This window comes from Flavobacterium sp. KKT103 (genome assembly GCF_055640565.1).
Genome location: NZ_CM145766.1, coordinates 3,164,739 through 3,182,405, shown reverse-complemented (window position 1 = coordinate 3,182,405; position 17,667 = coordinate 3,164,739). Strand labels below are relative to the sequence as shown.

The 17,667-nt window shown below is 33.4% G+C and carries 22 protein-coding genes; 8 read left to right on the top strand and 14 right to left on the bottom strand.

Features of this window, described 5'->3' with window-relative positions; translation table 11 throughout:
• Window positions 1–20: 20 nt before the first annotated feature.
• From ACZ2G0_RS13710 to ACZ2G0_RS13695, 4 genes are all read right to left on the bottom strand, one after another.
• Window positions 21–470, bottom strand: a complete 450-nt coding sequence (locus ACZ2G0_RS13710; protein ID WP_470308085.1) for a sensor of ECF-type sigma factor — start codon at window positions 468–470, stop codon at window positions 21–23.
• A gap of 47 nt (window positions 471–517) precedes the next feature.
• A complete protein-coding gene (locus tag ACZ2G0_RS13705) occupies window positions 518–949 on the bottom strand; it encodes a hypothetical protein (RefSeq protein WP_470308084.1) in 432 nt (143 codons plus the stop codon).
• Between the two features lie 33 nt (window positions 950–982).
• Window positions 983–1,525, bottom strand: a complete 543-nt coding sequence (locus tag ACZ2G0_RS13700) for an RNA polymerase sigma factor (protein ID WP_470308083.1) — start codon at window positions 1,523–1,525, stop codon at window positions 983–985.
• Window positions 1,526–1,589: 64 nt separating this feature from the next.
• Window positions 1,590–2,777, bottom strand: a complete 1,188-nt coding sequence (locus tag ACZ2G0_RS13695; RefSeq protein ID WP_470308082.1) for an SRPBCC family protein — start codon at window positions 2,775–2,777, stop codon at window positions 1,590–1,592.
• 576 nt (window positions 2,778–3,353) lie between these two features.
• On the opposite strand from ACZ2G0_RS13695, the gene ACZ2G0_RS13690 reads away from it, so the two are divergent.
• Window positions 3,354–3,740 carry a pyrophosphohydrolase domain-containing protein gene (locus ACZ2G0_RS13690; RefSeq protein ID WP_470308081.1) on the top strand — a complete coding sequence of 129 codons (387 nt, stop codon included), beginning with the start codon at window positions 3,354–3,356 and terminating at the stop codon, window positions 3,738–3,740.
• Window positions 3,741–3,809: 69 nt separating this feature from the next.
• On the opposite strand, the gene ACZ2G0_RS13685 is transcribed toward ACZ2G0_RS13690, so the two are convergent.
• Entirely contained in the window at window positions 3,810–4,880 is a 1,071-nt protein-coding gene (locus ACZ2G0_RS13685) for a branched-chain amino acid aminotransferase (RefSeq protein ID WP_470308080.1), read from the bottom strand.
• A gap of 297 nt (window positions 4,881–5,177) precedes the next feature.
• Here ACZ2G0_RS13685 and mnmC2 point away from each other — a divergent pair, with 297 nt between their 5' ends.
• From mnmC2 to ACZ2G0_RS13670, 3 genes are all read left to right on the top strand, one after another.
• Window positions 5,178–5,837 (top strand): tRNA (5-methylaminomethyl-2-thiouridine)(34)-methyltransferase MnmC2, encoded by a 660-nt coding sequence (gene mnmC2 / locus ACZ2G0_RS13680; RefSeq protein ID WP_470308079.1) that lies wholly within the window; start codon window positions 5,178–5,180, stop codon window positions 5,835–5,837.
• A 160-nt stretch (window positions 5,838–5,997) separates the two neighbouring features.
• Window positions 5,998–6,195 carry a hypothetical protein gene (locus ACZ2G0_RS13675; protein WP_470308078.1) on the top strand — a complete coding sequence of 66 codons (198 nt, stop codon included), beginning with the start codon at window positions 5,998–6,000 and terminating at the stop codon, window positions 6,193–6,195.
• Between the two features lie 186 nt (window positions 6,196–6,381).
• Window positions 6,382–6,591, top strand: a complete 210-nt coding sequence (locus ACZ2G0_RS13670; RefSeq protein ID WP_470308077.1) for a hypothetical protein — start codon at window positions 6,382–6,384, stop codon at window positions 6,589–6,591.
• A 32-nt stretch (window positions 6,592–6,623) separates the two neighbouring features.
• On the opposite strand, the gene ACZ2G0_RS13665 is transcribed toward ACZ2G0_RS13670, so the two are convergent.
• A complete protein-coding gene (locus tag ACZ2G0_RS13665; RefSeq protein ID WP_470308076.1) occupies window positions 6,624–7,565 on the bottom strand; it encodes a LysR substrate-binding domain-containing protein in 942 nt (313 codons plus the stop codon).
• Between the two features lie 511 nt (window positions 7,566–8,076).
• Between ACZ2G0_RS13665 and ACZ2G0_RS13660 the strand changes: the two genes are divergently transcribed.
• Genes ACZ2G0_RS13660 through can form a run of 3 tightly spaced genes read left to right on the top strand, consistent with a single transcriptional unit; the run spans window position 8,077 to window position 10,734 of the window.
• Window positions 8,077–8,391, top strand: coding sequence for a hypothetical protein (locus tag ACZ2G0_RS13660; RefSeq protein WP_470308075.1), 315 nt, complete (start codon window positions 8,077–8,079; stop codon window positions 8,389–8,391).
• A gap of 48 nt (window positions 8,392–8,439) precedes the next feature.
• Window positions 8,440–10,083: a SulP family inorganic anion transporter gene (locus tag ACZ2G0_RS13655; protein ID WP_470308074.1), complete on the top strand. Its 1,644-nt coding sequence runs from the start codon at window positions 8,440–8,442 to the stop codon at window positions 10,081–10,083.
• Between the two features lie 15 nt (window positions 10,084–10,098).
• Entirely contained in the window at window positions 10,099–10,734 is a 636-nt protein-coding gene (can, locus tag ACZ2G0_RS13650) for a carbonate dehydratase (protein ID WP_470308073.1), read from the top strand.
• On the opposite strand, the gene ACZ2G0_RS13645 is transcribed toward can, so the two are convergent.
• From ACZ2G0_RS13645 to ACZ2G0_RS13625, 5 genes are read right to left on the bottom strand one after another with little or no spacing between them, the layout of a single operon-like run.
• Complete coding sequence (locus tag ACZ2G0_RS13645) at window positions 10,731–11,699, bottom strand: sodium-dependent bicarbonate transport family permease (RefSeq protein ID WP_470308072.1); 969 nt, start codon at window positions 11,697–11,699, stop codon at window positions 10,731–10,733. The two genes, can and ACZ2G0_RS13645, sit on opposite strands and share 4 nt — an antisense overlap.
• Window positions 11,700–11,703: 4 nt before the next feature.
• Entirely contained in the window at window positions 11,704–12,663 is a 960-nt protein-coding gene (locus ACZ2G0_RS13640) for an L-threonylcarbamoyladenylate synthase (RefSeq protein ID WP_470308071.1), read from the bottom strand.
• 4 nt (window positions 12,664–12,667) lie between these two features.
• Entirely contained in the window at window positions 12,668–13,504 is an 837-nt protein-coding gene (locus tag ACZ2G0_RS13635; protein ID WP_470308070.1) for a DUF6671 family protein, read from the bottom strand.
• 3 nt (window positions 13,505–13,507) lie between these two features.
• Entirely contained in the window at window positions 13,508–13,786 is a 279-nt protein-coding gene (locus ACZ2G0_RS13630) for a hypothetical protein (protein ID WP_470308069.1), read from the bottom strand.
• 6 nt (window positions 13,787–13,792) lie between these two features.
• A complete protein-coding gene (locus ACZ2G0_RS13625) occupies window positions 13,793–13,957 on the bottom strand; it encodes a hypothetical protein (protein WP_470308068.1) in 165 nt (54 codons plus the stop codon).
• A 195-nt stretch (window positions 13,958–14,152) separates the two neighbouring features.
• On the opposite strand from ACZ2G0_RS13625, the gene ACZ2G0_RS13620 reads away from it, so the two are divergent.
• The gene (locus tag ACZ2G0_RS13620) at window positions 14,153–15,076 is read left to right on the top strand and encodes a LysR family transcriptional regulator (protein ID WP_470308067.1); all 924 of its coding nucleotides are present in this window, start codon (window positions 14,153–14,155) and stop codon (window positions 15,074–15,076) included.
• On the opposite strand, the gene ACZ2G0_RS13615 is transcribed toward ACZ2G0_RS13620, so the two are convergent.
• The 3 genes from ACZ2G0_RS13615 to ACZ2G0_RS13605 are packed head-to-tail and all read right to left on the bottom strand — an operon-like array spanning window position 15,070 to window position 17,444.
• Window positions 15,070–16,269, bottom strand: a complete 1,200-nt coding sequence (locus ACZ2G0_RS13615; RefSeq protein ID WP_470308066.1) for an LETM1-related biofilm-associated protein — start codon at window positions 16,267–16,269, stop codon at window positions 15,070–15,072. The genes ACZ2G0_RS13620 and ACZ2G0_RS13615 overlap by 7 nt on opposite strands.
• A gap of 58 nt (window positions 16,270–16,327) precedes the next feature.
• Window positions 16,328–16,918, bottom strand: coding sequence for a YdeI/OmpD-associated family protein (locus tag ACZ2G0_RS13610; protein WP_470308065.1), 591 nt, complete (start codon window positions 16,916–16,918; stop codon window positions 16,328–16,330).
• Between the two features lies 1 nt (window position 16,919).
• A complete protein-coding gene (locus ACZ2G0_RS13605; RefSeq protein ID WP_470308064.1) occupies window positions 16,920–17,444 on the bottom strand; it encodes a superoxide dismutase family protein in 525 nt (174 codons plus the stop codon).
• Window positions 17,445–17,667: the final 223 nt, after the last annotated feature.

Below are 17,667 nucleotides of genomic sequence, written 5' to 3'. Positions count from 1 at the left end.
AATTAGGCTGATTTTTTTGTTTATTTTTTAGAGCGATATTGTTGCAATAGTTTTCTATTAAAGTCCTCTTCGGCTTTTTTAAGTTTAATAATTTTTACTGCTGAGATCACTTCTTTTAAATCTTTTGAGAATTTATTTCGAAGGTTGAAAAGTTCTTCTTCGCTATCTTCTATTTGGGAAAGTAATATACTTGCGTCTCTTTCACTCATTTTATTTAAGGTAGCATCATTCATGCGACTTTTGTACATTCTCATTTTTTGATGTCTGATCTCAAACTGTTGATCGTCAAAAGTATTGTAAATTGGCCAAAATTTTTCAGCTTCTTTTGTACTTAGGTCTAGTTCGGTAGTTATAAAAGATACTTTCAAAGCTTTGATTTGCTCTTTCTTATCTTTCATGCTTTCGCCTTGTGCATAAAAGCTCATAGAGGCAAGCAAACATAATAGTGAAAATAATTTCTTGATATTCATGGTTTTTGAAATTTTAAATATAATTTTTAGATCTGTTGTCTTTTGCTTTATTCAATTAATAAGTGTTCGAGATTCCCATTAGATACTAAGATATCTTCTATAGTTTCGCTCTCTAAGTTGTTGCTTTCTTCAATCGCTACATTCTGCTTTATTGTATTGATATCTTCTTCATCCAAACCATTGATCAAATCATACTGGCTAATATTGGTTTGATAACTTAAATAGTTTTCTAAAGTTGCGCTGTCTATTTCCTTTGTAATTGTTGGCTGACTATTAAAAATAGGCACTATGAATAGGAATGCTATTACAGCTGCTGCAATCAAAGCAAATACCTTGCGTTTTTGAAAAAGTGGAATTACCTTGGGTTCTTCTTTAGGTAATTGTTCCATCATTTGCTTTGCAAAATTTTCAAAATAGCCGTCAGGAGCTTTAAATCCTGTTTCTATTTTTGATATGTTATCTAGTTTAAATTTTTTCATGATACTGTTTAGACTCTAATATTTACAAAAGGTTTAATCCTGTGTTACAATTGCTTCAATTTTTTTTACTGCGTGATGATAAGATGCCTTTAATGCACCAACTGAAGTGCCCAATATTTCGGATATTTCTTCGTACTTCAATTCTTGAAAATACTTCATTTTAAAAACGAGTTGCTGCTTTTCGGGTAAGGTTGCAATTGCTTTTTGCAACGCTAGCTGTATGTCATTACCGTCATAATCAATATCGGCTTGTAAATGATCGATTGCCTTTTGTTGTGTTTCTTCTGAAGTTACACCCCCTTTTTTAGCTTTTTGATTTAAAAATGTCAAAGCTTCATTTGTAGCAATGCGATACATCCAGGAAAATAGCTTGCTTTCGCCCTTGAAATTTTTTAAATTTTGAAAAATCTTAATAAAAGTATTTTGCAAGACATCATCAGCATCATCGTGACTAATCACAATCGAACGGACATGATGGTAGAGCTGCTTTTGATAGTCCAACAAGAGCTTTTGAAACGCTTGATTTTGCGTTTTCGGATGAAGTAGCTGTTGTATAAATTCTTTTTCTTCTACCAAAATGCGTATTTATATATGTTAGAATAGAATTTATCGATTTGGTTTAATTGGCCCTTAAAAATAATTAGAATTCGGATTCCTCCTCAACGGGTTTGGGAGTTACTACTTTTTTAGGTTCCAGTTTTTTAATGATCTTCACTGGCTCAGGTGTTTTTACTGGTGCCGGTTTTGTAATTATTTCTTCTGCGGGCGCTGCTAGTACTGGTGCGGGCGCTGCAACTGGTTCGACTACTACTTTTGGCATTAAAGGAATGTAGACCTCCGTGCTCCATTTAGATGCATTTCTAACCTCAGATTTGCCGGTTTTATATACTGCAATAAAAGAATATTTTGGGTCTTTCTTTAGTTGCTTTTGGTTTAAAAAAGCGGTGGCCTTACTAAAAGCTTGTTCTATATGCGAATAGTCTCCAAGCAATGTTGTTTGCACTGCCTCATATGCATTTATTTTACCCGAATTAATGTCACTGCCTTCGCTAAGAAAAATTTCACTTTGGATAGGTAGTGCAATAGAAATATTAGCCAGCCCTGATTTTAAGTCGTAAGTATGGTAGATTATAAAAGGGCTGCCATTGATGGTTATATTATTGTCGTTACAAAAGGTCGTAATCTTAGGTAATACAATTTTGAAATTCTTAATTATCTTAGCAATTTCTGTTGTAAAAGACTGAGCGATATAATATACTTCTGGTTTAGTTACTAGGCCGTTGCTTTTTATAGAAAATGTCTTAATCTCATAGACTAAGTTTTTGTCCAGTTTACTCAAACTTTTTTCGTACATCGTACCTATTACCTTGTCTACACCGCCGCTAACTGCACTGTATATCTTGAAAAAAAAGTCCATTTTACCTTTAGTACTCCAAGTTACTTTTGTTCCTCCTATAGTATCCTTGAATTTCCAATTGACAACTGATGTAGCTCCATCTATTGTCATTTTCTGTGCGATACTATCATTTTCTTTAGTAAAAACAGTAGTCATGCTACCATTACCGTCTTTTCCTTCCCAAGAGTAAAAAGCGCCTTTACCTACGGTATTTTCCGGATAGGTAAATTTCATGTTAGCATCATCATCTGACCAAGATCCAAAGTCTTCCCAATTTCTATAATCGTTCACGTAATTATAAACAGAGTTAGAAGGAGAATTAATTATTCTACTTCTTTCTATAAAGTATTCGCCTTTTTGGGTAGCAATAAAAATCGAAAGTGCAACTAAGCTTAATAAAAATAAAAGTAGGAGATACTTTAAAATTCTCATAATAAATGGATTGTTAGGTGCGGTAAAGTTAAAAATTTTATTAATATCCTTGGCAATGTAAGGGAAATTTATAAATTCTACTGATTTTTTTTAAAACGCAGTTTTAATCGAAAGTAGTTTTCCATATTTTCTATCGATTATCTGCTTAAGCCAAGTGCTGAAAACCGCTTTGTGAAGTAAAAGTGCGTCCTGTTATCTTACTTGATTTAAAGGGATCGTATCTTTAATAGTTAATACACTATTATTTTAAATCAATCATTAACATCGGCATTTTATGCATTGACGTCTAATCAGAGCAAATGCTCTATCGTTTAAAAAAGATTTTGATAACAAACAGGATTGCAATAAAAATAAAAAATCCAAGTAATATTTTATAATTCCCTTTATAAAATTGTTTGTGAATGGTAATATCCTTGCGATAGGAGTACACCATTGCTATAACAAATGCAATAAAAAAACAGCCTGCAAATATAAGTTGTCCTAGACTAAACATAGTTTGAAAATTTTAATACAAAAGTAGGCATTTGTTTAATAATAGTTACTAATTTAAGGGCTCATTTAAATAAATTATAACGTATGCAAAAGCAAATAAATGCAGTCAAGGAATTTCATACTGCTTTCAAAATTGGTCATAGCGAAACGCCCATCGCAAATTTAGGTGATGCTAAAAAGATATTACGTTTTAACTTAATGAAAGAGGAAAATGAGGAATACCTCGAGGCGGTCCAAAACAACGATTTAGTCGAAATTGCCGATGCCTTGGGTGACATGCTCTACATTCTATGTGGAACTATTATTGAACATGGACTGCAAGATAAAATTGAAGCAGTTTTTGACGAAATTCAGCGCAGTAATATGAGCAAGCTAGGGGAGGACGGAAGCCCAATTTACAGAGAAGACGGAAAAGTGATGAAAGGGCCTAAATATTTCAAACCCAATTTTTCTGCTATTCTCAAGGAATAACGGGATATAACTAAATAAAAAAGCGATTTCTGTTTTTAGAAATCGCTTTTATCGTATGAGTAATGCTGTTTATTGCACTTGAACAGTCCAGCCGTAGGTATCATCAGCTAACTTATTTTGAATATTAGTAAGCTTTTCTTTTAGTTGTTCCGCATATGAATTCGTTACTTTTGGTAACTCGTAATATTTTTCTTGATATGAAAAACCTGCAATTGGATTTACAACTGCCGCGGTTCCAGCTCCAAAAATTTCTTTTAGACTTCCGTTTTTAGATGCCTCTACCAATTCAGAAACTAATACCGGACGAACATCAACTGTAATCCCTTCGTTGATAGCAATATCAATTAAGCTTTTTCGGGTGATACCATCTAAAATACGTTCACTTGTAGGAGCTGTAAGTAAAGTATCATTGATTCTAAAGAAAACATTCATGGTCCCTGCTTCCTCTAACTTCGTGTGAGTAGCATCATCAGTCCATATAACCTGTTGGAAACCTTGTTTATTCGCCAAGTTAGTTGGGTAAAATTGCGCAGCATAATTACCAGCAGCTTTCGCAGCTCCAATTCCGCCATTAGCAGCCCTACTGAAATGTTCAGCGATAAGTACTTTTACTTCACCAGAATAATAGGATTTAGCTGGAGACAAAAGTATCATAAATTTATATTGATCAGATGGATTCGCGATTACGCCAGTTCCGGTAGCAATCATAAAAGGACGGATGTACAATGAATTTCCTTTTCCCTTAATAATCCAATCATTGTCCATTTTTAAGACCTCGTTTAACCCTTCCATAAAAATAGCTTCAGGAACCTCTGGCATTGCCATTCTTGTAGCTGAGCTATTGAAACGTTTGTAGTTTTCATCAGGTCTAAAAAGCCATACATCATCATTCTTGTCTTTGTATGCTTTCATTCCTTCAAAAATAGCTTGACCATAGTGAAAAACTCGAGCCGATGGATCTAAAAGTAACGGTGCATAGGGCTTGATAACTGGCGTTTGCCATTCTCCATTGATACAGTCACATTCTAACATATGATCGGTAAAAACAGATCCGAAACTTAGATTTTCAAAATCTACTTCATTAATTTTACTAGTTGCCGCTTTTTCAACGTCTATTTTTATAGATTGAGTGGTGCTCATAATGTGTTATTTTATATTTTTTTTGAGTTACAGCAACGAAACTACTCTAAAAATTAGATTGAAACGAAAAGGACTGTAGTATTGGCGGTAAAATTAAATAAAAAAGAGCAAATTTAGGTACTAAAAAAATATTAATCGTCGATTTAATTGTTATTTAATTGCGTTTTTTGAATTAGAAGGATAAACTAATTGCCTTGGTGAAATAGCTAGATTTTAGTAATTTTAACAACTAATTGTAGTAGTTTTGTTTCAATTGGTATCACGACTCCAAATAATTGTTAATTCAGCTAAAATATTTTGAAAAGAGAAATTATACAAACCCTAGACGGTTCCACCACGATACATATCAAAGATTGGGATGAATGTTATCATTCAAAACACGGAGCCATACAAGAAGCTGAGCATGTGTTTATAAAAAATGGGCTTTCCTTATTTAAGAATAAAAGTATTTCAATTTTAGAAATAGGATTTGGGACTGGCCTAAATGCGTTTATTACTTTTTTGAAAGGAAAAGAATTTAATCAAGTGATTGATTACGTTGGTGTCGAAGCCTACCCCATAAACGCTGACGAGCTGGCGTCAATGAATTATGTTACCGAACTGAATGCTGAAGAAAACAATGCCATTTTTGACCAAATGCATCAAATAGAGTGGGAAAATAGATCAAAACTCGATCAGCAGTTTTCGCTAACGAAGAGAAAACAGTTTTTTGACGAAATAGTCGATGAAAACCGCTTTGATTTAATTTATTTTGACGCTTTCGGCTATCGCGTGCAACCCGAATTGTGGAGTACCGCAATTTTCAAAAAAATGTATGATGCCTTAGTTCCCAATGGTGTTTTAGTGACTTATGCTGCTAGAGGTGTTGTAAAGCGTAGTATGATTGAAGTGGGATTTACAATTGAAAAATTAGCAGGTCCGCCAGGGAAAAGAGAAATGTTTAGAGCAACAAAATAGTGATAGTGTGCGCTTTATTTGTAGCAAGACTAAACTTTTAGTTCAATTGTTCACAATAAAAAATTTAAATCTAAGTTAAATAGTAAAGTATTGATACAAAAATATGTATTTTTACATTTGAAAATACTAGCAAATTACCAAAATAAAAACTTAATTAATTATGTCAAAAGTTATGTTTGATTATACAAAATCAATTCTGGAAAGAGTTAGTTTTGATCCTAGACTTTTTTGTAAAGAATTAGAGAAAGCAATTAATGTCTTATTGCCCTACGAGATGGAACAATTAAGAGAATGGCTTTTAAGTTTTACAATGGAAAAACCAGAATTAAAGCAATGTTTGTTACTCGTGAACTCATAAATAAGTAAGGATTCTATTAGAATCCTTTTTTTTGTTTCCTAGTTTTGGAGATTTAATATAAATTTCTGATAAATAAGCACTTTATCGGTAAAATATACACTTTAACGATATTTGTGCATTGAATATTGATTAATTTGTAATATATTTACAAAGCATTAGTGTTTAATAATTTAAAACTTTTTAGCTATGTCGAGAATGATTTATAATTACACCAAAGAGGTACTAGAACGAGTAAGTTTTGACCCCGTTAAATTTAATAAGGAATTAAAGAAGGCTGCTAAAATCCTACTTCCTTATGAGATGGAACATTTGAAAAATTGGCTTCAATTTTTCTCTGCTGAGAAACCAGAACTAAAGCAATGCATTTTAATTGTTATTGAAGAGAACAAGAAATAAAAAGAGGGAATCTATCGATAGATTCCCTCTTTTTATTTCTTATTTAATGGACTTATAATTTGAACATTTTGAAATACAATAGCACCTTTAATTACTCCGGCTATTGTTGATCGTAACGCATCGATAATTTGGATTTTAAGTTCACTTTTTGGAAAAATAAGGCTGACCTCTCGTGCGGGTTTAGGCTCGACAAATTGTCTTAGTTTTAATTGGTCTGATTCTTTTAAATCTAAAGTATGTAAATAGGGTAGTAATGTGGTACCAAGACCTTCATCGGCCAATTTTATTAATGTTTCAAAGCTTCCGCTTTCGATTTGGAAATGATTATTTTCGCTATTATTACTGTTTTTGCATAAATTCAAGATTCCATCTCTAAAGCAATGACCATCTTGTAGCAGTAAAATTTCATCAATATTTAAATCGCTAATTTCAATTTCTTTTTTATTAAAAGTATGATGATTTTCAGGGATGTAGGCTACAAATGGTTCGTAATACAGTACAATTTCTTTTATTTTTTCTTCAACTAAAGGCGTCGCAGCTATGGCAGCATCCAAATGGCCATTATTAAGTTTTGTAATTATTTCATCCGTATTTAATTCCTCAATAATCAGTTTTACTTTTGGATATTTTTTTATGAAATTATTTAAAAACATCGGAAGTAGTGTGGGCATGATCGTTGGAATGATTCCCAGTCTAAATTCGCCGCCAATATATCCTTTTTGTTGCTCTACAATATCTTGAATTCGGTCAGCTTCATTGACTATGTTTTTGGCTTGAATTACTATTTTGTGCCCAATATCTGTCAATTGAATAGGTTTTTTTGTCCTATCAAAGATTTGAATACTCAACTCTTCCTCAATCTTTTGGATTTGCATGCTCAAGGTTGGTTGTGTAACAAAGCATTTTTCTGCGGCCAACGTAAAATTTTTATATTCGGCTACCGCTAAAACGTATTTAAGTTGCGTAATTGTCATTTTATAGTATTTGTTGATACAAATATAAAAACAATCAATTTAATTTATGGCTTAAATTCAATCTTTCCCAACACAAATTCATTAAAAGACTTAAATTGTATTCAAATACACTCGAAAAATCAAGTCCGTTAATCAAAATTAGATTTGAAAGTTGGCTTTAGTATGAATGATTTTTAATGTTCTAAACTGATCTAGCTTACTAGTTGCCGAAATTGTAATTTATTGATTTCGATCTGGTTAAAAAGGAGCTTCTTGATGTAGTACTGAAGTGTTGCTAATTGTTTTATTGACACTGATAACGAAACAGTTATCGATTTCTAGACATAGAAAATTTAAGTTATTTGCATCTGTACACCTTTATAAATTCAAGTTAAAGTCGTACTGGTTTCTTGATTTTTGAGGTGGGTAATTATTGATTTCACAATGTAAATAGTATTTTTTTTAGCTTCTTTTTTGAAAAAAAGACTAAAAATTGGTTTTTCGCAGGATTTAACACCTATTTTTGTTAGTAATGAAAATTTTAGCAGCTACTCTTTTACTTCTTTTTACCGCTTTTTTAGCAATGCCCACTATTGTGACATTGATAGAGAAATCAGCTACTACTGCTTTGTTATTGGATGTAAATGAGGAAGGGCAAGTAAAGAAAGAGGTAATTTTTTTTAATTATAGTATTGATTTTGAAGAAGTAACACTCCTTCAAAAGTATAAGAAAACGAAAAAGATCCCTTGTGAAAAGTTATTGAAATTTGATACAATATTTAAAAATATTTTTTCTCCTCCTCCTGATATTAAGTATTTTACATATTTTGAATCTTTTACGAACTAGCCTACATCAGGTGATGTAAGCTTTTAATTTTATACCTTTTTTAGTATTATGTCAAAAAAAATTAATCTTTTTTCCGACTTTAAATCCGATTTTGCTTCGGGATTAGTTGTCTTTTTAGTTGCTCTTCCACTATGTTTAGGAATTGCTTTAGCGTCAGGAGCGCCCTTGTTTTCAGGTATTATTTCTGGAATAGTGGGTGGTATAGTAGTTGGGTATTTGAGCACGTCTCATTTAAGTGTTTCTGGTCCTGCTGCTGGTTTAACAGCCATTATTTTAACAGCCATTTCTGATTTAGGGGCATTCAATATTTTACTTTTAGCTGTTTTTATAGCCGGATTAGTGCAACTAGCATTAGGATTCTTGAAAGCAGGAACGATTTCAAATTACTTTCCGAACAATGTAATCGAAGGAATGTTAGCGGGTATTGGTTTGATTATCATTTTGAAACAAATTCCACACGCTATAGGATTGGATTCCGATTTTGAAGGAGATCAAGCTTTTTCTCAAATGAATGGTGAAAATACCTTCACAGAGTTATTTTCCATCTTTGACTATTTCCAAGTTGGATCTATAATTATCACCGCAGTTTCCTTAGCTATTTTGATTTTATGGAACAAAATTTCGTTTTTGAAAAAACTAAAAGTAGTACCAGGAGCTTTAGTTGCCGTAGTAGTAGGTGTTTTATTAAACGAGTTTTTTATTCAATCAGGTAGTAGTTTTGCTATTAGTAAAGATCACTTGGTAAGCTTGCCTGTACCACAAAATTTTGATGAGCTGAAAGCGATTTTTGTTTTACCTGATTTTTCAGCAATTACTGATTCTAAAGTTTGGGTCGTTGGTTTTACTATTGCAATCGTAGCTTCTATTGAAACTTTGTTATGTATTGAGGCTGCTGATAAGATGGATAGTCAAAAGAGATTTAGTGATACTAATATTGAATTAAAAGCCCAAGGAATTGGTAATATGATTAGTGCTTTGCTTGGTGGTTTACCTATGACGTCAGTAGTAGTTCGAACTTCGGCAAATAATGCGGCTGGAGCCAAATCTAAGTTGTCTGCCATTATTCATGGTTTATTGCTGCTGATAAGTGTTTTAGCTATTCCAACTCTTTTGAATAAAATACCTTATGCAACCCTGGCGGCAATTCTTTTAATGGTCGGATATAAATTAGCAAATCCTAAAACAGTAATGCATTTTTGGCATAAGGATAAAATTTATCAATTTATTCCATTTATTGCTACTTTTGTATTTGTCGTGCTGACTGATTTATTAAAAGGAGTAGGTATTGGTTTAGTTATCAATATTATTTTTATTTTAATTGGAAATTCTAGAAGAGCGTATAACTTTAGAAAAGAGGAATATCACGACGGCGACATCATTCATATTGATTTAGCTCAAGAGGTTTCGTTCTTAAATAAAGCGTCAATAAAAGCTACTTTAAGTGATATTCCTGATAATTCAAAAGTAATTATTAATGCGAGTGAAACAGCTTATATCGCGCATGATGTACTAGACCTAATTAATGACTTTAAGAAAATCCAATCTAAGGAAAGGAATATAAAAGTTAAGTTAACAGGTTTTAAGAATGCCTACAATATTGATGATACGGAGCCGTTTAAAAATTCAGTTTCATTTGAACATTACGACGTATTGAAAAGAAAAGTGGTTACCGTAAATAAAGATAAAATATAATTAAATAAAGAGTTTATGAGCGATTTTTATAAAAAAATATTAGATAATAATAAAGTTTGGGTTGAGAAACAACTAGCTTTAGATAAGGACTTCTTTAAAGATTTAGCTGTGGGACAAACTCCACCACTTTTGTGGATCGGATGTTCGGATAGTCGCGTTCCAGCTAATGAAATAATAGGAGCCAAATCAGGAGAAGTGTTTGTGCATCGTAACATTGCCAATATGGTTGTTCATACGGATATGAACATGCTAAGTGTGTTAGATTATGCTGTAAACGTGCTAAAGGTAAAACACATAATTGTATGCGGACACTATGGTTGTGGTGGTGTAAAAGCCGCTATGGGTAATGACTCTATTGGACTTATAGACAACTGGATCAGACATATTAAGGATGTTTACCGTTTGCACGAGCATTATTTAAATTCTATTGAAGATCCAACAGAGCGATTTAACAGTTTTGTTGAAATTAATGTCAAAGAACAAGTGTATGATTTATCCAAAACCTCTATTGTACAAGGTGCGTGGAGAAATGGTCAAGACTTAACAGTTCATGGCTGGGTATACGGTTTGAATTCAGGATATGTTACTGATTTAGAGGTAAACATGAGTTCTAATGCTGATTTAGACGAAGTATATCAATTGAAATTCTAAGCTATCGTATTTAAGATAATAGAATAATAGATAGGCATTCCTAAAGTTATATTAAACGGAAAAGTAATCGCTAATGCCATTGGCAAATACAAACCGGGATTAGCTTTAGGGACGGCTATTTTTAGAGCAGCTGGAACAGCAATATACGAAGCACTCGCAGCTAAAATGGCAAATATAAATCGGTTACCAATCGAATCAGTTATAAAGTGACTACCAGCGGCAACAATACAACCGTTAATCAACGGGATTGCAATTGCAAAGAGCACTGCAAACCAACCACTTTTAATAAAATCCTGAAGCTTACGTCCGCTGACAATTCCCATATCTAGTAAAAAGATTGCTAAGAATCCCTTGAACATATCTGTTGTAAAAGGTTTTATGCCCATCGCTTGTTCGTCACTTGCTAAAAAGCCAATAACTAAACTCCCCAAAATAAGTAAAACACTACCATTAGTAAACGAATGTTTTACTAAAGACGATATAGCTGTTTTAGGCTCTTGCTGTTTGTTAAATAAACGGATTAATATTACTCCAATAATTATCGCAGGTGCTTCCATTAAAGCCATTACGGCAACCATATGTCCGCTAAATTCTTGGTTTTGTATTTCTAAAAAACTAGCAGCAGTTACAAAAGTCACTGCACTAACTGAACCATAAGCAGCTGCAATAGCGCCCGAGTCGTAGCTATTAAATTTTCGACGTAATATAAAATAGGAGTAAAAAGGAATGGCTGTTGCAATACCAATTCCAAACAGCACTGACCAAAGGATTTCTAAATCAAAATGGCTGTGAGCTAATTCTTGACCTCCTTTGAAACCAATCGAGAACAATAGATAGAGCGCTATAAATTTCGAAGAATTGGGTGGGATTTCAAGGTCGCTTTTCAAGCGAACGGCAATAATACCTAAGAGAAAAAAAAGTAGGGCAGGATTAGTTAAATTATCTAAAAGTAGATTTAAGTTCATTTTGTTAATTTTTTGTTGCGCGTAATAAGCGATCGTTAATTGTGTTTCCTAGTTGATTGTTGGGGAAATAAGAAGCGATAATCAAATCTAAATTTAAGGTATCCAGCCTGTGCATAGCTGCGTACAGGTTAGTGGTTGCTTCTTTTAAATCTCCCTTTTCTGATAGGATTTCTATTGCTGTTATTGTACTGGGTACATTTTGATTAGTGAAACTAATAATTCCAATTTTGGCATTGGGATAATCGTTGATACTTGCTGCTAAGTTGCTTGATAAAATAATTTTTGTTTTGGGAGCATAATGTTTAGATAGCATTCCAGGTGCTTCAGGAGTTTTATCATTTTTATTTGCTATTGCTACGGGTCCAACAATTGCTTCAATTTCCTCTAAAGCAATGGCACCTAAGCGATACAAAATAGGTTCACCATTCTCAAAACCTATAATAGTAGATTCGACACCATTAGCACACGATCCACCATCTAAAACCATTTCTAGAGTAGAGGGAAAGTAGTCCGCTACGTGCTTGGCAGTAGTTGGACTTATAGATCCAAACGGATTGGCGCTTGGAGCAGCCAGCGGGAAGTCGAGTGATTTGAGTAGCTCAAGTGTTAATGGATGATTGGGTACGCGTACAGCTACAGTGTTTTTACCAGCTGTGATGCTATCCGGAATTGTAGCTTTCTTTTTTAAAACTAACGTCAATGATCCTGGCCAAAACGCATTTGCTAGAATGGTTGCTTTTTCAGGTACTTCACATGCAATTTGATCTAATTTGCTTATTGAATCAATATGCACAATCAGAGGATTGAAAAAAGGTCTTTTTTTAGTTTCAAATATTTTTTTTATCGCCGTTTCGCTGTAAATATTACCAGCTAGTCCATAGACTGTTTCTGTAGGTATTGCGACTAATTCTTCTCTTTCTAGGATGTTTTTTGCGTCTTGGACTGACGTAGCTATTTGAATCATTTAATCAAGGGTTACAATTATCACAATAGGTTGGATCTTCTTCCGTTTTTTGTTTAGGATAGAATTCCTCTTCTACATGATTACATATTTGGCATTTATAAGTACAACTAAGGATGGAGCGAGTAGGAAATGCGCAATTGGCACAAGGCAACCCACTATTTGCTTTGACAACATCAAAACCAGGTGTAGCACAATGCGGACATCTTTTATTAATTTTTTCAATTAGTTTTTCAACTGTTTTCGAGATTACTTGCATACGTGTTGGGTTGTACCTGGCCCGCATATCAGTTTCGGCGTAAGCACATCCGTAGGTCGCTTTTAATTGTTTAAATTTTTGAAGTAACAGCACTTTATTTTGAATACCTTTAAAAACGCATCGTTTACGACTTGGACTATCTTTTAAAATAATAGCATGAGAAGGAAAACCCACTTGTTTTGCAAAGGCGAGCAACTGCTCTTCGTTTTCTATTATCGCTGCATTTAAATTAGTGTGTACACTAATTTCTCTCGCCACTATTTCAATATTATTTTTGTAATCCTTTAGCATGATCAATTCATCATCTGCATTAGCAAAAAATAAAGAGGGATGGCCACCAAAAGAACCTTCATTAGCAATAACCAAATCACAATTTGAAAAGGCTCTTCCTTGATCACATTTTGTTCTTACTGTTGTAAGTGGATCGTTTTTTCTTCTAATTTCGCCAGAGAATGTTCCTAAATTATCAGTTTCAAAGTCGGGTAAAGTAAAACATTCTACACCCATGTTTTGCTCAAGCAAGGGTTTAATAACGTTTTCTTTTTGGTGCTTTGTAGCTATAAATAGTTTTCTATTGGCAAACATGTCTTAGGCTTCAACAGTGATTTTTATTGTACCGTCAATTTTAAAATTTAACTTTCCGTCATTGGCTTTATTCAATAGCGATTGAAGTAAATCTTTAGATTCTACAAGTTGTGCAATTCTTTTATTAGAATGCTCCGGGTTTTTGTTAAAACGGATGTGGTTGCTAAAATCCTCTCGATTGTGGTAATCTATTTTGTAATTAATTAAAGCAGTTAATACTTGAGTAGCCTCTTCGGCTGTAAAAAGACCATCTATTAATTTAAATTCGTTTAAATCTTGCATTTTTTTTTAGTTTTTAGTTTGACTTGCAGCTAGCAAAATGCCTGCTCCTAGTATTCCATTGTTAAGTACTGAATTGTCTGTGATGGCAAGATATAATCCTACAATTAATAGGGAAAATCCCAACGCAAATTTTGCTTTTTGAAAGGCTTGTAAAAATGTTGTCTTATTCATAGTTTTATGTGAATTTAGCACTAGATTCAATTTTTTATTTATTTGATTAACTGCTTAGTGGATTTTAGATATTTCATTAAGTAAACTCCTTATTAATTTGAATTACTTAGTTGTCCAAAACCGATAGGACAAAGTTGCTTATTTGTATTCATATATTTTTATTTATATTTGTAATGATATATATAAAATATTTTTATGAATTATACGCTTCACCAACTGCATGTTTTTTTAAAAATAACACAAACTAAAAGTATTACTAGAGCGGCCGAAGAGTTACATCTTACGCAACCCGCAGTATCGATACAGCTTAAGAACTTTCAGGATCAATTTGAGATTCCTTTGACTGAAATCATCGGTAGGCAGTTGTATGTAACTGATTTTGGAAAAGAAATTGCAGTTGCGGCTAGTACAATTTTAGATGAAGTAAATGCCATTAATTACAAAACAATGGCTTTTAAAGGACAACTATCAGGTCGTTTGAAGCTAGCGGTAGTATCGACGGGTAAATATGTTATTCCTTATTTTTTATCTGATTTTTTGAAAAGAAATACTTCTGTTGAGTTAGAAATGGATGTGAATAATAAAACAAAAGTGATTAAAGCATTAAAAAATAATGAAGTTGATTTTGCCTTAGTCTCTGTACTACCCAAAGATATAGCTATTGAAAGCGAGGTTTTATTAGAAAACAAACTTGTTTTAATTGGAAATGCAAACGTAAAGCCAACTACTATTAAAGGTCTTCCTGATTTATGGAATACTACTCCTTTGTTATTTCGAGAAACAGGATCAGCTACTCGAATGGCAATGGAAGGATATATCAGTCAAAAGAAAATTCAATCTAAAATGGCGATTCAGCTAACCTCCAATGAGGCTGTTAAACAAGCCGTTATTGCTGGTCTTGGCATTTCGATTATGCCCATTATTGGGTTGAAAAATGAATTAGATCTTAAAGAATTAAAAATCATTCCAAGTAATGGATTGCCACTAACGACTAATTGGCGTTTGGTTTGGCTCAAAGGAAAAAAAATGAGCCCGGTAGGGCAAGCTTTTTTAGAATTTTTGCAAAAGGAGAAAGAAGCGATTATTCAAGAAAAATTCTCGTGGATTACTACTTATTGATCTTCTAAGTTCTCATTGAACGCTGAAGGTAGAAGCGTTGGTATAAATTTTATCAAAATAGGCAACAGTAAACTTCCTCCTGGCAGCAGGAAGATCGTCAAAGAAGGGATGGTTTTACAAATATCCAACAACTGCTTTTTTACTTTCTTTTTTTCTTTTTCATCTAAATCTCTACGAGTAGAATAGGCTAGGAGCACCACTAATTCTTTGCTTTGCATGATTTCCTTAACCAATCGGTTTTTATTGCGACTCACTAGCGTAATTACTGATTGCGTTGTTTGGTCGTAAAAATGCTTTACTGGGTTGCTATAATTGAAATACGGAATCTGTTTTTTATGTGTATTGATGAAGTCATCCGTATCAGTAATGCTTTTTACCACAAATGAATCGCTTACGCCAATTATTTCGGCAAGTTTATGTAAAAAGTAGGCTTCTTCATTCTCAATTTTTCCATCGCTCCACATGGCCATACCAGCCATATCTATAATGAAGTATTTTTCTAAATCAGATTGAAAGTAAGCTAATGGCAACTCTTCTAAATGCAGAACACTTACTTTAGAGAATTTACTATAGCGCGCAGATGCTTCAAAAAGTTTAATTAACAAATCATCGTATTTGGTTTTTTGTGATTTGGTTTTCAAGGCAAGCGAAACGATACTCAGCACTGTTTCTTCAATTTTTTTTAAATATTTTTCAGGAATAGTTCCATGAAGTAGATACTGTCTAAATGCTAATACATCAATAAAAAGTAGCGCGTTGGTTACTATGTGCGAGAAATTTTTACTGATGATATCAATGTTCGTTTGCACGCGATCATCAATCATCTTTTCTAAATTAAGAGATGGTGCACCAGTGGGCAACACTTTTTTGAATAAGTTGAAACCTTGTGGATTCATTTCATTATAAAACGAAAGGGCTTCTTGAATAAAGTTTTCAGGATTGTTGTCTAAGTTGGTATTGCAGTAAATGGAATATAAAGTACTTAAAAGCGCTACTTTTGGCAATTCATTTTGTACCCAATCATCAGATTTTATTGGAGTAGCCGTTTCAAAAGATACGATGTGACCATAAATGAAACCCGTTTTTCTAATTTTTTGATAAAATAGGTCATCACTCATTGCTACCGCATGATCGGAACGTTTTTGCTTCGTAAAATATTTAGCGATCCATCCGGGTGCTGAAGGGTTAATCATGATTGCGTTTTAAAAATGCAAAGCTAAGTTTATTTCTGTGTTTATTATAAAGCCAGGTTCAATTAATAATTAAATTAAGATTAATTTCTTGATTTAAGATTAGCTTCACAGCAGGATAGTATTTCGTCAATTCTTTTTGTTCTTGTTTCTTCGCGTTTAGCTTGGTTAAGCCAGTACAAATAGCTTTTTGATAGGAAGGGCTAAAGTTGAGATAATTCTCATAGGCCATTCTATTAATAGTAAAAGCAGCTTGCAAATCAGTAGGAATAATTAAATCTTCTACTAGACCTAGAGAGGTCCAAGATCCATTTTCTTTAGCAGCTTCAATTTTTGCTAGTCCGCTTTGATGCATTAAATTATCCTTAGTAAGCTGCTCGATATACGATTTATTGAGTTTACTCCAAACACTTTTATCTTTTCGTGGTGTGAAGGATTGCCTTCGAGACAGGTCATCGATTTTTTTTACGGTAGAGTCGATCCAACCGTAACAAATAGCGACCTTAACCGCCTCTTCCCATCGCATACTTTCCTGATCACTAGCTACTTTATAAAAAAGCAAATTAATACCAGATGAAATGGCGTAATTTTCATGAAGCCAATTACGCCATTCTACTGCATTTTTAAAATATAAAAGACCTGCTTCTTTCAAATTATTTGATGATTGCCGAGCAAGCTACTCTAGCACCCGCGTTTCCGGAAGGTTGAGAAGTGAAATCATCAGCTCCTTGATGTACAATCAAACCTTTTCCTAAAATATCTTTAGTTGGGTCGCCTGATCCCATATTCCACTCATCTGTAGTTAAGGTAATCGATCCGTTTCCTTTTGCGTCAGCTGTAAAATTACCTATATCTCCTTTATGGTATTCGCCAACGCCCCATTTTCCGTGATTTTTAAAAGTAGGGTTCCAATGGCCTCCTGCTGAGGAACCATCTGCGGCGGAGCAATCCGATTTTTCATGGATGTGTATAGCATGTACACCTGGCTGTAAACCTGATAATGTAGCTACAAAAGTTACTTTTCCGTTTTTTTCTACAAAGGTAGCAGTTCCAGATACCTTGCTGTTGCTTTTAGCTTCAAAGGCAATAGTTAATTTTTTAACATTAGAGGAAGTGCTTGATTTACATCCTACTAATACAGCAATCACAACAGCTATGGATAGAATTAATTTTTTCATTATTTTTCAATTTAGATTATTCATTAAAGTTACTAAAAATTCAGCTAGGAGTTAAAATTTTTGGTGATTTAAATAGAAACAGTCATACGCTTTATGTAGTATGGCGTCGTAATTTAAAATTGCAGATATAACAAAGGGAAGCTTTCGCTGCATTTATTGGTTATGCATGCTATTCAACAATTGGTTTAGACCAAAAAAAAACCGCAACGTCTCTCAACAATTG

Coding starts and splice junctions, on each gene's coding strand:
- ACZ2G0_RS13710 (WP_470308085.1), bottom strand. CDS start 470: ATGAATATCAAGAAATTATTTTCACTATTATGTTTGCTTGCCTCTATG.
- ACZ2G0_RS13705 (WP_470308084.1), bottom strand. CDS start 949: ATGAAAAAATTTAAACTAGATAACATATCAAAAATAGAAACAGGATTT.
- ACZ2G0_RS13695 (WP_470308082.1), bottom strand. CDS start 2,777: ATGAGAATTTTAAAGTATCTCCTACTTTTATTTTTATTAAGCTTAGTT.
- ACZ2G0_RS13690 (WP_470308081.1), top strand. CDS start 3,354: ATGCAAAAGCAAATAAATGCAGTCAAGGAATTTCATACTGCTTTCAAA.
- ACZ2G0_RS13685 (WP_470308080.1), bottom strand. CDS start 4,880: ATGAGCACCACTCAATCTATAAAAATAGACGTTGAAAAAGCGGCAACT.
- ACZ2G0_RS13675 (WP_470308078.1), top strand. CDS start 5,998: ATGTCAAAAGTTATGTTTGATTATACAAAATCAATTCTGGAAAGAGTT.
- ACZ2G0_RS13670 (WP_470308077.1), top strand. CDS start 6,382: ATGTCGAGAATGATTTATAATTACACCAAAGAGGTACTAGAACGAGTA.
- ACZ2G0_RS13665 (WP_470308076.1), bottom strand. CDS start 7,565: ATGACAATTACGCAACTTAAATACGTTTTAGCGGTAGCCGAATATAAA.
- ACZ2G0_RS13660 (WP_470308075.1), top strand. CDS start 8,077: ATGAAAATTTTAGCAGCTACTCTTTTACTTCTTTTTACCGCTTTTTTA.
- ACZ2G0_RS13655 (WP_470308074.1), top strand. CDS start 8,440: ATGTCAAAAAAAATTAATCTTTTTTCCGACTTTAAATCCGATTTTGCT.
- can (WP_470308073.1), top strand. CDS start 10,099: ATGAGCGATTTTTATAAAAAAATATTAGATAATAATAAAGTTTGGGTT.
- ACZ2G0_RS13645 (WP_470308072.1), bottom strand. CDS start 11,699: ATGAACTTAAATCTACTTTTAGATAATTTAACTAATCCTGCCCTACTT.
- ACZ2G0_RS13640 (WP_470308071.1), bottom strand. CDS start 12,663: ATGATTCAAATAGCTACGTCAGTCCAAGACGCAAAAAACATCCTAGAA.
- ACZ2G0_RS13635 (WP_470308070.1), bottom strand. CDS start 13,504: ATGTTTGCCAATAGAAAACTATTTATAGCTACAAAGCACCAAAAAGAA.
- ACZ2G0_RS13630 (WP_470308069.1), bottom strand. CDS start 13,786: ATGCAAGATTTAAACGAATTTAAATTAATAGATGGTCTTTTTACAGCC.
- ACZ2G0_RS13625 (WP_470308068.1), bottom strand. CDS start 13,957: ATGAATAAGACAACATTTTTACAAGCCTTTCAAAAAGCAAAATTTGCG.
- ACZ2G0_RS13620 (WP_470308067.1), top strand. CDS start 14,153: ATGAATTATACGCTTCACCAACTGCATGTTTTTTTAAAAATAACACAA.
- ACZ2G0_RS13615 (WP_470308066.1), bottom strand. CDS start 16,269: ATGATTAACCCTTCAGCACCCGGATGGATCGCTAAATATTTTACGAAG.
- ACZ2G0_RS13605 (WP_470308064.1), bottom strand. CDS start 17,444: ATGAAAAAATTAATTCTATCCATAGCTGTTGTGATTGCTGTATTAGTA.